At 72.0% G+C, this 13,002-nt stretch carries 10 protein-coding genes and 1 pseudogene; all 11 read left to right on the forward strand.

Annotation, left to right across the window (positions count from 1 at the left end; all coding sequences use genetic code 11):
- Nucleotides 1-844: pseudogene (locus A6Q79_RS09170) on the forward strand (hypothetical protein); the annotation flags it as partial.
- A 627-nt stretch (nt 845-1,471) separates the two neighbouring features.
- Nucleotides 1,472-2,143: a hypothetical protein gene (locus A6Q79_RS09175; RefSeq protein WP_317697905.1), complete on the forward strand. Its 672-nt coding sequence runs from the start codon at nt 1,472-1,474 to the stop codon at nt 2,141-2,143.
- 194 nt (nt 2,144-2,337) lie between these two features.
- Complete coding sequence (locus A6Q79_RS09180; protein ID WP_067856373.1) at nt 2,338-3,120, forward strand: electron transfer flavoprotein subunit beta/FixA family protein; 783 nt, start codon at nt 2,338-2,340, stop codon at nt 3,118-3,120.
- Between the two features lie 14 nt (nt 3,121-3,134).
- Nucleotides 3,135-4,082, forward strand: a complete 948-nt coding sequence (locus tag A6Q79_RS09185) for an electron transfer flavoprotein subunit alpha/FixB family protein (RefSeq protein ID WP_286689990.1) — start codon at nt 3,135-3,137, stop codon at nt 4,080-4,082.
- 209 nt (nt 4,083-4,291) lie between these two features.
- Entirely contained in the window at nt 4,292-5,917 is a 1,626-nt protein-coding gene (locus tag A6Q79_RS09190; protein WP_067856379.1) for an ABC transporter substrate-binding protein, read from the forward strand.
- 148 nt (nt 5,918-6,065) lie between these two features.
- Complete coding sequence (locus A6Q79_RS09195; RefSeq protein WP_067856382.1) at nt 6,066-6,992, forward strand: ABC transporter permease; 927 nt, start codon at nt 6,066-6,068, stop codon at nt 6,990-6,992.
- Nucleotides 6,985-7,971, forward strand: coding sequence for an ABC transporter permease (locus A6Q79_RS09200; RefSeq protein ID WP_286689989.1), 987 nt, complete (start codon nt 6,985-6,987; stop codon nt 7,969-7,971). The genes A6Q79_RS09195 and A6Q79_RS09200 overlap by 8 nt, the downstream gene beginning before the upstream one ends.
- Nucleotides 7,968-9,716: an ABC transporter ATP-binding protein gene (locus A6Q79_RS09205; RefSeq protein ID WP_067856388.1), complete on the forward strand. Its 1,749-nt coding sequence runs from the start codon at nt 7,968-7,970 to the stop codon at nt 9,714-9,716. Before A6Q79_RS09200 ends, A6Q79_RS09205 begins: the two co-directional genes overlap by 4 nt.
- An 82-nt stretch (nt 9,717-9,798) precedes the next feature.
- Nucleotides 9,799-10,479: a hypothetical protein gene (locus tag A6Q79_RS09210; protein ID WP_236749842.1), complete on the forward strand. Its 681-nt coding sequence runs from the start codon at nt 9,799-9,801 to the stop codon at nt 10,477-10,479.
- Nucleotides 10,476-11,996: a DNA polymerase Y family protein gene (locus tag A6Q79_RS09215; RefSeq protein ID WP_286689988.1), complete on the forward strand. Its 1,521-nt coding sequence runs from the start codon at nt 10,476-10,478 to the stop codon at nt 11,994-11,996. Before A6Q79_RS09210 ends, A6Q79_RS09215 begins: the two co-directional genes overlap by 4 nt.
- 102 nt (nt 11,997-12,098) lie before the next feature.
- Nucleotides 12,099-13,002 (forward strand): PHP domain-containing protein (locus A6Q79_RS09220; RefSeq protein WP_317697910.1); only part of this gene is annotated, 904 nt, incomplete at its 3' end.

The following is a 13,002-nucleotide window of genomic DNA, read 5'->3' on the forward strand; positions in this document are numbered from 1 at the left end:
GGGCCGCAAGCGGGCCGAGGCCGAGCGGCTGGCGTCGGAGGCCGCCGAGCGCCACGAGCAGGCTGCGGCCGAGCTGGCGCGCGAGCGCGACGAGGCACGGGCTCACGTCGAGCGGGTCACCGCGGAGGCGGCCGAGCTCGCCCGGCAGGCCGAGGACGAGCGCAACCAGGCCTCGGCCAAGCTGGCCGAGGCCGAGCGGGTGTCGGAGGAGCGCGTGCGGACGGCGCAGGCCGAGGCCGAGCGCGTGGCCGCCGAGGCTGCCGACGCAGCGCGGGCGGCAGCCGCCGCGCGTGAGGAGGCGGCGCGTCGTCAGGCGGAGGAGGCCGAGCAGGCCCGTGTCGAGGCCGAGCGGAAGCTCGCCGAGGCCGAGGAGCAGGCGTCAGCCCGGATCGCCCAGGCCGAGTCCGAGGCACGAGCCGTGGGCGAACGGGCCGAGCAGGACGCCCAGCGCCGCATCGAGGAGGCGCGCGCCGAGGCCGACCGCGTCGTGCAGCGCGCCAAGCTCGACGCGCAGGAGCGTCTGACGCAGGCCGTTGCTGCGGCACGCTCGGCGGCCGAGGAGAAGCTGGCCGAGGCCGAGGCCACCGCGATGCAGTGGGTGGCGGCCGCTGAGGCGGAGGCCGAACGCGTCGCCCAGGCGCACATCGTCGCGGCGAACCAGTCGGCCAAGCAGGTGCCGAGCTTCGCGGAGCTCGAGCCACCCGCCGTGGCGGAGTTCGTCGAGGAGAGGTCGACGGCCGACGAGCCGTCCAGCCAGGTCGGTCCCGACGCCTCGTCGGAGGTGAGCGACGGACCCGGGGCAGCCGTCCCCCCGACCAAAAAAAGGGTCATCCGGCGATCCTGAGTACCTGACGGCCGGCGCCATCGTCGCCGGTCTGGACGCGCCGTCCGCGCAGGCGGACGGCGATGGTGACACGTCGTCCGACGCTGCGGTGCCGGCAGACGCGCCTGCGTCGGACGATGCTGCCGCGCCGGCGCAGACGCCCGGCGTGACGCGCTCCTACGAGGACCTCGTGCCCGGCTCTCTCGCGTGGATCGCGGCGACCCACGGCGGTCCGCGCCCGGATCCGCTGGCGAGGGCCGAGGCAGCCCTCGACACGCCCGAGCGCCGACCCGAGACCGACCCCGCACCCGGCTCGCGGGAGGCCAAGGCGGCCCGCCGCGACGCCGCGAAGCGTGAGCGTGCACAGCGACGTGCGGAGGCGAAGGCCGAGAAGCAGCGCGCCCGCGAGGAGCGCGCCCGCGCCCGCGAGGAGGCTGCCGCGGAGCGCGAGCGCGAACGGGTATGGGCTGAGGAGGTCAAGCAGCTGGAGGCCGAGCAGTCGGCGGCCGAGGCCGAGGAGCGCGAGCAGGAGCGTGCCGAGAGCAAGCGGCTCGCCGAGGAGGCCGCCCAGGCCAAGGCCCCGTCGACGAGCCCGTCGCAGAGGCCGAGCCCTCGACGTCGCAGGAGGACACCGCGCTGCTCGAGGCGGTGGGAGCCGTCGCCGTCCAGGAACCGGAGGCTCCGACGGAGGAGACCGCCGACGTCGTCGAGACCCGGGTGGTGCCCGCGGTGGCCGACGTCCCGGCGCCCGCCGCGACGGATCGTCGCCCCGACACCGACACCGACACCGACACCGACACCGAGAGCGACGCCGAGGCCGGGGCCGGCACCGAGGTCGAAGCCGCGACCGACGGCGCGTCCGTCGAGGCGACGCCGACGGAGCGACCGTCGCGTGCGCGTCGCGCGGACCGCGTCGAGCGTCGCCGCGCGAAGGCCGCCGCGGCCGTGGCGCGTCGTGACGACTCCGGCACCGACGACGTGCCCGAGCCGCCCTCGGTCCCGCAGGAGGGTCCGTCGACCGCCCGTCGCGTCGTCGGACTGGTCGGCGTGGTGCTGGGCGTCCTCGGCCTGGTCGCGTCGGTCACGCTCGCGCTCGCGGCGCTGCTCGTGGCGTTCGGGTTCGACCCGTCGACGGGCGTGCTGCAGTCGGTCGCGACCGTCGCCGACCCGCTCACGCAGCCGCTGCGCGGGCTCGTCTCCTTCAGCGGCGAGAACGCCGCCGCGAAGGAGTCGTTCGTGGCCTACGGCGGGGGATCGGTCGCCTACCTGGCGGTCGGCGTGCTCGCCCCGTCGCTCCTGCACCGGCCCGCTCGATCCTGACCCGCGAGGCCTGCGACGACAGGTGTCCCGGACGTGTGACCTATACCATGGGTGACGCGCCTGGCCCCGGTATGTAACTCGCCGGTAACCTTGCGTGCAAGGCTGCCCTCACCTCGTGGAGCACCACGTGGGAAGGTGGACGTCCCCGACAGCGCGGCGTAGAACGCCGCGTCCCCGACCACAGGAGGGTCCTCGTGACCAACATCGTCGTCGCGGTGAAGTACGTGCCGGATGCCACGGCCGACCGCACCTTCGACTCGTCCGACAACACCGTCGACCGTGAGAACGTCGACGGACTGCTCTCCGAGCTCGACGAGTACGCCGTCGAGCAGGCGCTCAAGGTCGTCGAGGAGGGTGACGGCGAGGTCACCGTCCTGACCGTCGGCCCCGACGACGCCGCCGACGCCGTCCGCAAGGCCCTGCAGATGGGCGCGGACAAGGGCGTGCACGTGAACGACGACGCGATCGCCGGCTCCGACGCCTTCGCGACCTCGCTCGTGCTGGCGAAGGCGCTCGAGAAGCTCGAGTACGACTTCGTGTTCTTCGGCATGGCCTCGACCGACGGCGGCATGGGCGTCGTCCCGACCCTGGTCGCCGAGCGCCTCGGCCTGCCCGCGGTCACCCTCGGCGGCGAGATCAGCGTCGACGGCGACAGCGTCACGATCAAGCGTGACGGTGACGTCGCCACGCAGGAGATCCAGGGCTCCGGCAAGCTCGTCGTGAGCGTCACCGACCAGACCGGCGAGGCCCGCTACCCGTCCTTCAAGGGCATCATGGCCGCCAAGAAGAAGCCGGTCGAGGAGTGGGACCTGTCCGACCTCGGCGTCGACGCGTCCGAGGTCGGCCTCGACGCCGCCTGGACCAAGGTCGTCACCACCGAGCCGCGTCCCCCGCGCACGGCCGGCGAGATCATCACCGACGAGGGCGACGGCGGCACGAAGCTCGTCGAGTTCCTCGCCTCCAAGAAGTTCGTCTGAGCAGGAGTAGAGAGATGTCCGAAGTCATCGTGCTCGTCGACGTCGTCGACGGCAACGCCACCAAGCCCAGCCTCGAGCTCCTCACGATCGCCCGCAAGATCGGCGAGCCGTCGGCCGTCGTCTTCGGCGCCGACGTCCCGGCCTCGCTGGCCGAGCACGGCGCGGAGAAGGTCTACCAGCTCGACGACGCCGTCTACGGCGAGTACCTCGTCGGCCCCAAGGCCGAGGCGCTCACCAAGATCGTCACCGACGCCTCCGCCGCCGCGGTGCTCGTGCCCTCCACCACGGAGGGCAAGGAGATCGCGGCCCGTGTCGCGCTCAAGACCGAGTCGGGCCTCATCACCGACGCCGTCGACGTGTCGGTCGACGGTGACACCGTGACCACGACGCAGTCGGTCTTCGCCGGCAACTTCACGGTCGACGCCCAGGTGACCAAGGGCATCCCGGTCATCGCCGTCAAGCCGAACTCCGTGGCCCCCGAGGCCGCCTCGGGCGCCGGCACGGTCGAGGCCGTCTCGGTCGACGTCTCCGACGCCGCCAAGGGCGCCAAGATCGTCTCCACCAAGGAGAAGGCCGCCTCGGGTCGTCCCGAGCTGACCGAGGCCGCGATCGTCGTCTCCGGCGGCCGTGGCACCGGCGGCGACTTCTCCGAGGTTGAGGCCTTCGCCGACACCCTCGGTGCCGCCGTGGGCGCCTCGCGCGCCGCCGTCGACTCCGGCTGGTACCCGCACAGCTTCCAGGTCGGCCAGACCGGCAAGACGGTCTCGCCGCAGCTGTACGTCGCCAACGGCATCTCCGGTGCCATCCAGCACCGCGCCGGCATGCAGACGTCGAAGACGATCGTCGCCGTCAACAAGGACGAGGAGGCTCCGATCTTCGAGCTCGTCGACTTCGGCGTCGTCGGCGACCTCAAGACGGTCCTGCCGCAGGCCACCGAGGCCGCGAAGTCGCGCAAGGGCTGATCACCACCCGCTCCACCACGAGGGGCCCCGGACCGCACGGTCCGGGGCCCCTCGTGCGTCCATGGCCCGTGAGAGCCACGCATCATGGCCCATCCTGATCAGGTTGCAAGTTGGTGAAGTCCCCTCCGAGGCCTGTCGAAGGCCCGTCCGCCGGTGATAGCAATAGGGGCGCACGCGACTGCGTGCACCCATCTTCACAGGAGGAATCCATGCGTCTCTCCCGACGTACTCGCGTCGCGGGCGTAGCCCTGCTCGCCGCGGGCAGCCTCGTCCTGGCGGCCTGCGGTGGAGGCGGTGACGACTCCGGGTCCACCGACTCGGTGATCACCAACTTCAGCACCGAGCCCCAGAACCCGCTCGTCCCCACGTCGACGAACGAGACCGGTGGCGGTCGCGCCGTCGACCTGCTCTTCGCCGGTCTGGTCTCGTACCAGAAGGACGGCTCGAGCGTGAACGAGGTCGCGGAGTCGATCGAGTCCGACGACAACGTCACCTGGACCGTGAAGCTGAAGGACTGGAAGTTCTCCGACGGCACGCCGGTCACCGCGAAGTCGTTCGTCGACGCGTGGAACTACGGCGCGCTCAGCACCAACAAGCAGCTCAACAGCTACTTCTTCTACCCGATCAAGGGCTTCGACGCCGTCCAGGCCGAGAAGCCGACGGCCAAGACGCTCGAGGGCCTCAAGGTCGTCGACGACAAGACCTTCACGATCGAGCTCAACCAGGCCGAGGCCGACTTCCCGGCGCGTCTGGGCTACTCGGCGTTCTACCCGCTGCCCGAGTCCGCGTTCGAGGACATCAAGGCCTACGGCGAGGACCCGATCGGCAACGGCCCGTACAAGATGGACGGCAAGGGTGCCTGGGAGCACGACGTCCAGATCAAGCTCGTCCCGAACGAGGAGTACGACGGCGTCCGCAAGCCCAAGAACGGCGGCGTCACGCTGAAGTTCTTCACGAACCCGGACACGGCGTACACCGCCGTCCAGACCGGTGACCTCGACGTCCTCGACGCCGTGCCCCCGAGCGCCCTGTCGACCTTCCAGGACGACAGCTCGGTCCAGGCCATCTCCGAGCCCGGCTCAGTCTTCGGCTCGGTCACCATCCCCGAGCGACTGCCCGGCTTCGGCACCAACGACGAGGGCCGTCTGCGTCGTCAGGCGATCTCCAAGGCCATCAACCGCCCCGAGATCACCAAGAACATCTTCGACGACACCCGCACGCCGGCCGTGGACTTCTCCGCGCCCGTCATGCCGGGCTTCGATAAGGACATCCCGGGCAGCGACGTGCTGACCTTCGACGCCGACGAGGCCAAGAAGCTGTGGGCCCAGGCCGACGACATCGCCCCGTTCAAGGGCTCGTTCGTCATCGCCTACAACGGTGACGGCGCCGGCAACAAGGAGTGGGTCGACGCGATCGCGAACCAGCTCAAGAACAACCTCGGCATCGACGCCAAGGGCCAGGCCTACGCCACGTTCGACGAGCTGCGCTCCGACGTCACGAACCGCACGATCAAGACGGCCTTCCGCACCGGTTGGCAGCCTGACTACCCGTCGATCTTCAACTACCTGGCCCCGCTGTACCAGACCAAGGCCGGGTCCAACGACGGCGACTACTCCTCCAAGGAGTTCGACGACCTCATGACGAAGATCGCCGGCGAGCCCGACGAGGACAAGCGCTACGAGCTGCAGTCGCAGGCCCAGGAGGTCCTCTTCAAGGACCTGCCGGCCATCCCGCTGTGGTACTCGAACGTGGCTGCCGCCGCCTCGAAGAACGTCGAGAACGTCGAGTTCAACTGGCAGAACCAGCCCGAGCTGCACCTCATCACCAAGAAGTAGCTCCGGCGCCCGCACGACCACCCGTGGGGCAACACCTCAGGTGTTGCCCCACAGGTGCGTCCGGGTCCCTCGGTGGTGCCTCGTGCCCCGGCGTATCGTCGGGACGGGTCGCGGCACCGCCGCCCCCTTCAGACAAGGAGTCCTGCCCATGTGGTGGTACGTCGGTAAGCGTCTCCTCCAAGCGATCCCGGTGATCCTCGGAGCGACGCTGCTCATCTACGCGATGGTGTTCCTGCGACCAGGTGATCCCATCGTCGCGCTGTTCGGCGACAAGCCCGTGCCCGAGGGCACCTACCAGGCGCTGCGCGAGCAGTACAACTTCGACAAGCCGTTCCTGGTGCAGTGGCTGTTGTTCCTCAAGGGCGCGGTGACCCTCGACTTCGGCACGTCGTTCAGCGGCCAGCCGGTGATCGACCTCGTCCAGCGCGCGTTCCCCGTGACCATCAAGCTGGCCTTCATGGCCCTCGTCATCGAGGCCGTGCTCGGCGTGGCTGCCGGCTTCTACGCGGGCATGCGCCGCGGCAAGCTGTTCGACTCCACGATGCTCGTGGTGTCGCTGCTCGTCATCGCCGTCCCGATCTTCGTCTTCGGCTTCGTGCTGCAGCTGATCGTCGGCATCAAGCTCGGGGCGCTGCCGGCGCTCGTCAGCTCGCAGGCGACGTTCCGTGAGCTGCTGCTGCCGGCCATCGTCCTCGGTCTCGTGTCGTTCGCCTACGTGCTGCGCCTGACCCGCACGTCGGTGATCGAGAACCTCACCGCCGACCACGTGCGCACGGCCCGGGCCAAGGGTCTGCCCGACGGGCAGGTCAACCGCCGCCACGTGCTGCGCAACTCCCTCATCCCCGTCGTGACGTTCCTCGGCGCCGACCTGGGCGGCCTGATGGCCGGCGCGGTCGTGACCGAGGGCATCTTCAACGTCCCCGGCGTCGGCAACCTGGCCTTCCAGGCCGTCCGACGCGGCGAGACCCCGACCATCGTCTCGGTGGTCACCATCATGGTGCTCGTCTACGTGCTCACCAGCCTTGTCGTGGACCTGCTCTACGCCTGGCTCGACCCGAGGATCCGCTATGCCTGACGGCCGTCGCTCGAAGATCCGTCCCGGGCAGGAGCGCTACCTCGCCCGCCTGGAGGACACCCCGCTGCACGACGTCGGCGCACTCGACACCACGGCCCCGCCGGAGAGCCAGTGGAAGGAGGCGTGGAAGCAGCTGCGCAAGAACCCGCTGTTCTGGGTCTCGGCCGTGCTCCTCGTGTTCCTGGCCGTGGTCATCGCGGTGCCGGGCCTGTTCACGAGCAACGACCCCAGCTTCTGCCAGCCCGGCAAGAGCCTGGCGGTCTCCTCGCCCGGTCATCCGCTCGGCTTCGACCGCCAGGGCTGCGACGTGTACTCGCGCGTCATCTACGGGGCACGCGCCTCGGTCGCCGTCGGCGTCTTCACGACGCTCATCGTCGCCCTGCTCGGCCTCGTGACGGGTGCCGTCGCCGGCTTCTACGGCGGCATCTTCGACACGCTCATCTCCCGCGTCGGCGACATCTTCTACGCCATCCCGCTGCTGCTGGCCGCGATCGTGCTGCTGTCGGCGCTCAACAACGTCTGGCCCGACCGTGGCTTCTGGGGGTCGGTCCTCGCGATCGTGCTCGCCCTGGGACTCTTCGGCTGGCCCCAGGTGACGCGTATCGCCCGCGGTGCCGTCATCGAGACCAAGCAGCAGGAGTTCGTCGACGCCGCGCGTGCGCTCGGTGCCACGCCGCGGCGCAACCTGCTCCGCCACGTCGTGCCGAACTCCCTGGCTCCCGTGATCGTCACGGCGACGGTCTCGCTCGGTGTGTTCATCGTGGCAGAGGCGACGCTGTCGTTCCTCGGCCTCGGGCTGCCGACCAGCATCGTGTCCTGGGGCAACGACATCGCGGCCTCCCAGAACCAGGTGCGGGCCGGGCAGCGGCTGGGCACCATGTTCTGGCCGGCCGGAGCGCTGGCGCTCACCGTGTTCAGCTTCATCCTCCTCGGCGACGCCGTGCGCGACGCCCTCGACCCGAAGGCCAAGAAGCGATGAGCCGCGACCTGAACCCCGACCAGCCGCTGCTGGAGGTCAAGGACCTCCACGTGGGCTTCGCGGCCGACAAGAAGACCGTGGTGCCCGCCGTCATCGGCGCCAACCTGTCGGTCTACCCCGGTCAGACCGTCGCGATCGTGGGAGAGTCCGGCTCGGGCAAGTCGACGACGGCGCACGCCATCATCGACCTGCTGCCCGGCACCGGACGGATCACCGGTGGCCAGATCCTCTTCGAGGGCCAGGACATCGCGCACGCGAAGAAGTCCGACATCGTCGCCCTGCGCGGCTCGTCCATCGGCCTCGTGCCGCAGGACCCGATGTCGAACCTCAACCCGCTGTGGCGTGTGGGCACGCAGATCAAGGAGTCGCTCGAGGCCAACGGCGTCGCCAAGGGCAAGGCCGCCGACGCCCGCGTCGTCGAGCTGCTCGAGGAGGCCGGACTGCCCGACGCGGCCCGTCGGGCCCAGCAGTACCCGCACGAGTTCTCCGGCGGCATGCGCCAGCGTGCGCTCATCGCGATGGGCCTGGCCGCGCGGCCGAAGCTGCTCATCGCCGACGAGCCCACGTCGGCGCTCGACGTGACGGTCCAGAAGCAGATCCTCGACCACCTCGACCGGCTCACCGACGAGCTGGGCTTCGCGGTCCTGCTCATCACCCACGACCTCGGGCTGGCGGCCGAGCGGGCCGACCACCTCGTGGTCATGTACCGCGGGCAGGTCGTGGAGTCCGGGCCGGCGCTGGAGATCCTGCAGGACCCCCAGCACCCGTACAGCAAGCGGCTCGTCAGCTCGGCACCGTCGCTCGCCTCGCAGCGGCTCTCGTCGGTGGAGGCCCGCGCCGAGGTCCGTGAGCAGGCCGTGCAGACGGCGGCCGAGATCGCCGCCGAGGTCGCGACCCACGACGACGAGCTGGGGGAGGGCCGCGGCACGATCATCGAGGCCAAGGACCTCACCAAGGTCTTCAAGATCCGCGGCAGCCGGCCGGGGCAGTCGACCGACTTCACGGCGGTCGACCAGGTCTCCTTCCAGCTCGAGCGCGGCACGACCACCGCGATCGTCGGCGAGTCGGGGTCGGGCAAGTCGACCGTGGCCCGTATGGTCCTCGGTCTGCTCGACGCGACCAGCGGCAGCGTCGAGTTCGACGGCGTCGACATCACGACCCTGCGCAAGAAGGACCAGCAGCTCGCGCTGCGGCGCCAGATGCAGCCGGTGTTCCAGAACCCGTACGCCTCGCTGGACCCGATGTACTCCATCTACCGCTCGATCGAGGAGCCGCTGCGGCTGCACGGCGTCGGCACGGCCAAGGAGCGCGAGGCCAAGATCCGCGACCTGCTCGACAAGGTGTCACTGCCGGCCTCGGTCATGACGCGCTACCCGAACGAGCTCTCGGGCGGCCAGCGCCAGCGCGTGGCGATCGCCCGAGCCCTCGCGCTCGACCCGGAGGTCGTCATCTGCGACGAGGCCGTCTCGGCGCTCGACGTGCTGGTGCAGGCGCAGATCCTGACGCTGCTGAACGAGCTGCAGAGCGAGCTGGGCCTGTCCTACCTGTTCATCACCCACGACCTCGCGGTCGTGCGGCAGATCGCCGACAACGTGCTGGTGATGCAGAACGGCAAGGTCGTCGAGCAGTCGACCGTGTCCGAGGTGTTCGAGAACCCCCGCGAGGACTACACGCGCATGCTCCTCGACGCCATCCCGGGCGGGTCGATCCCGCTCGGCGTGGTGGAGGCCGGCGACGACGTCTGAGGCTCGCCCCGCGCCCGGCTGACCGGGCGCGGGGTGCGTCGATCCAGTTGACTCGTTCGAACATCTGTTCGATCATGGTGGGGTGTCCACCGCCCGTCCCGCCCTCGAGGTCGTCGCCGAGCTGCGACGCGAGGTCGAGCGGATGCAGGGCGCTCCTGCCCGCCAGTCGGTGCCCACGCACGCGGCCCTCGAGGGTCTGCTGAGCCTGGAGACCGGAGGGGTGTACGGCGTCGACTCGGCCAGCCTGGCCCTGCTGCTCATGGCCGGTCCGTCGGCGGCCGGCACGTGGTGCGCGGTGGTCGGCGCACCCGACCTGGGGGTCGAGGCTGCGGTCGCGATGGGCGTCGACCCGCACCGCACGGTGCTGGTGCCCGACCCGCAGGACCGCTGGCTGGAGGTCACGGCCGCGCTCGTCGACGTGGTGGGTCTCGTGGTCGTCCGCCCGTCCGCGGCGGTCGGCGAGGGCGACGCGTCCCGCCTCGGGGCCCGGCTGCGCAAGCAGGGCTGCGTGCTCGTCCCGTGGGGCGACTGGCCGCGCTGCGACGCCCGGCTCACCCTCGAGACCGCCCGCTGGGCAGGCCCGGGCGCCGGCGACGGGCACCTGCGCTCGCGGGAGGTCACGGTCGCGCTCCACCGCGGCGCGGCACCGCGCCGCACCCGGGACCTGCTGCTGCCCGCGGCCGACCTCACCGTGCAGCAGGCTCGCCCCGACGTCGCACCCGTGCGCCGGCGTGAGCCCGCGGTCGTGCGGAGCGCCGGATGAGGACCCTCGTGGTGTGGTGCCCCGACTGGCCGGTGCGGGCCGCCCTGCCCGACCTGCCGCGCGACGAGCCCGGTGCCGTGCTCGAGGGCGGCCAGGTGCTCGCGTGCAACCACGCCGCGCGGGTCGAGGGGGTGCGGCGGGGCATGCGTCGTCGCGACGCCCAGGCGCGCTGCCCCGAGCTGCACCTGGCCGACCACCGTCCCGACGTCGAGGCACGCTCGTTCGAGGAGGTGCTGCTCGGCGTCGAGGAGCTCAGCCCCGCGGTCACGCCGTTGCGTCCCGGGCTGTGCGCGCTGCCCGTGCCGGCCCGCTTCTACGGCGGGGAGGAGCAGGCGGCGGCCGTCGTCGCCGAGCGCGTCGTCTCGCTCGCGGTGTGGGACGTGCGGCTCGGCGTCGCCGACACCCTGTTCGCCGCGGAGCAGGCCGCCCGCCGGGCTGCCCCGCAGGACGTCCACGTCGTCGAGCCCGGCACCGACGCCGCCTTCCTGGCCCCGCTCCCGGTCGAGGTGCTCGAGTCGCCCGACGTGGTCAGCCTGCTGCGCCGCATGGGCCTGACCACCCTCGCGCACCTGGCGGCGCTGCGGCCCTCCGACGTCCACACCCGGTTCGGGGCGCACGGTGGTCTGCTCCACCGGCTCGCCTCGGGGCAGGATCCCCGGCTGCTCGCGCGCCGCGACGTGCCGCCCGAGCTGAGCGGCGTGCTCGCGCTCGAGCCGCCGGTCTCCAGCTCCGAGACCGTCGCGTTCAGCCTGCGCTCGGTGGCCGAGCGGTTCGTCGCCCGCCTGGCCGAGCGCGGTGTCGTGTGCACCGCCCTCGGGATCGAGGTCGAGGTCGACGGTGTCGTCGCCTCCACCCGACGCTGGGCGCACCCGCGCTGGTTCGGTGCCGTCGACGTCGTCGACCGGGTGCGCTGGCAGCTGCAGGGCACGGTGCTGCCCGGACCGGTCGGCGGCGTGCGGCTGGTGCCCGAGACGGTCGCGCCCGTCGGCGAGCACGCCCCGGTGCTGTTCGGGGCCGGCACCCGGGCTGCCGACGACGAGCGCGTCGAGCGGGGGATCGCCCGGGTGCAGGGTCTGGTCGGGCACGACGGGGTGCTCGCGGCCCAGGTCCAGGGTGGTCGGGCACCGGCTGCCCGCCGCCTGCTGACGACGTGGGGCGAGCAGGCGCAGCCGGCCCGGGCGGTCGGTGCCCCGTGGCCCGGGTCGGTGCCGCCGCCGGCGCCGGCCACCGTGTACGCCGCCCCGAGGCCGGCCCAGGTCGTCGGACCGGGCGACCGGGTGGTCGGCGTCGACGGCCGCGGGGCGATCAGCTGCGAGCCGGTGCGGTTCCGCGCCACGGGCGACGAGCAGTGGCGTCCCGTCGCGTCGTGGGCCGGTCCCTGGCCCGTCGACGAGCTCTGGTGGGACGAGGCCGCCGCCCGTCGGGTGGCCCGCTTCCAGGTGGTCGGTGTCGACGGGACCGCCTGGCTCATGGTCGTCGAGAACGGCACCTGGTGGACCGAGGCGCGCTATGACTGACCGCCTCACGCCCCCCCTCCCCGCTAAGCGTGACGTTCGCGGGGCCGTGAGCGCGTCCGCACCCCGCAAACGTCACGCTCAGCGGGGGAGGGGGAGGCGCTGATGGGCTGGAACAACCCCGACGTCACCTGGCGCGAGCTCGAGGCGCGGCTCTCCGGACGTCCGGCGCACGCCCTCCCGCAGGACCGGCGTGCCGACCGGCGCGGCCCGGTGCCCGGCACCGAGGACCTGGCACCCGACCCCGTCGACGGTCGCTTCCCCGATGGCGGGGACGGTCCCGCGTTCAGCCGTAAGCGCGCGCGCTACCGGGCTCCCGACGCCACGGACGGTGGCGGCCGGTGGCAGGACGGCGCGGACCAGGCGCCGACCGTGCCGTACGCCGAGCTGCACTGCCACAGCGACTTCAGCTTCCTCGACGGCGCCAGCGCCCCCGAGGTCCTGGTCGAGCAGGCCGTCGACCTCGGGCTGGAGGCGCTGGCCCTGACCGACCACGACGGCTTCTACGGTGTGGCCCGCTTCGCCGAGGCGGCACAGGAGCTGGGCCTGCCGACGGTCTTCGGCGCGGAGCTGTCGCTCGGCCTCACGGCACCGCAGCAGGGGGTGCCCGACCCCGAGGGCAGCCACCTGCTCGTGCTCGCCCGCGGTGTGGAGGGCTACCACCGGCTGGCCTCCGCCATCACCGAGGCGCAGCTGGCCGGCGACGAGAAGGGCCGACCGGTCTACGACCTCGAGCAGCTGGCCGAGCAGGGCCGCGGGCACTGGCACGTGCTCACCGGCTGCCGCAAGGGCTTCGTGCGCCAGGCGCTCGCCACCGGCGGCCCGGCCGACGCGTCCCGCGCACTGCGCCGTCTGGTCGACCTGTTCGGCGCCGACGCGGTCGACGTCGAGCTCACCCACCACGGCGGGCCGACCGACTCCACCGTGAACGACGTGCTGGCGGGGCTGGCCGCCGAGCACCACCTGCCCGTGGTGGCCACCGGCAACGTGCACGCGGCGACCCCGGGAC

Source organism: Aeromicrobium sp. REDSEA-S32_B7, from assembly GCF_001626145.1.
Taxonomy (GTDB): Bacteria; Actinomycetota; Actinomycetes; order Propionibacteriales; family Nocardioidaceae; genus Aeromicrobium; species Aeromicrobium erythreum.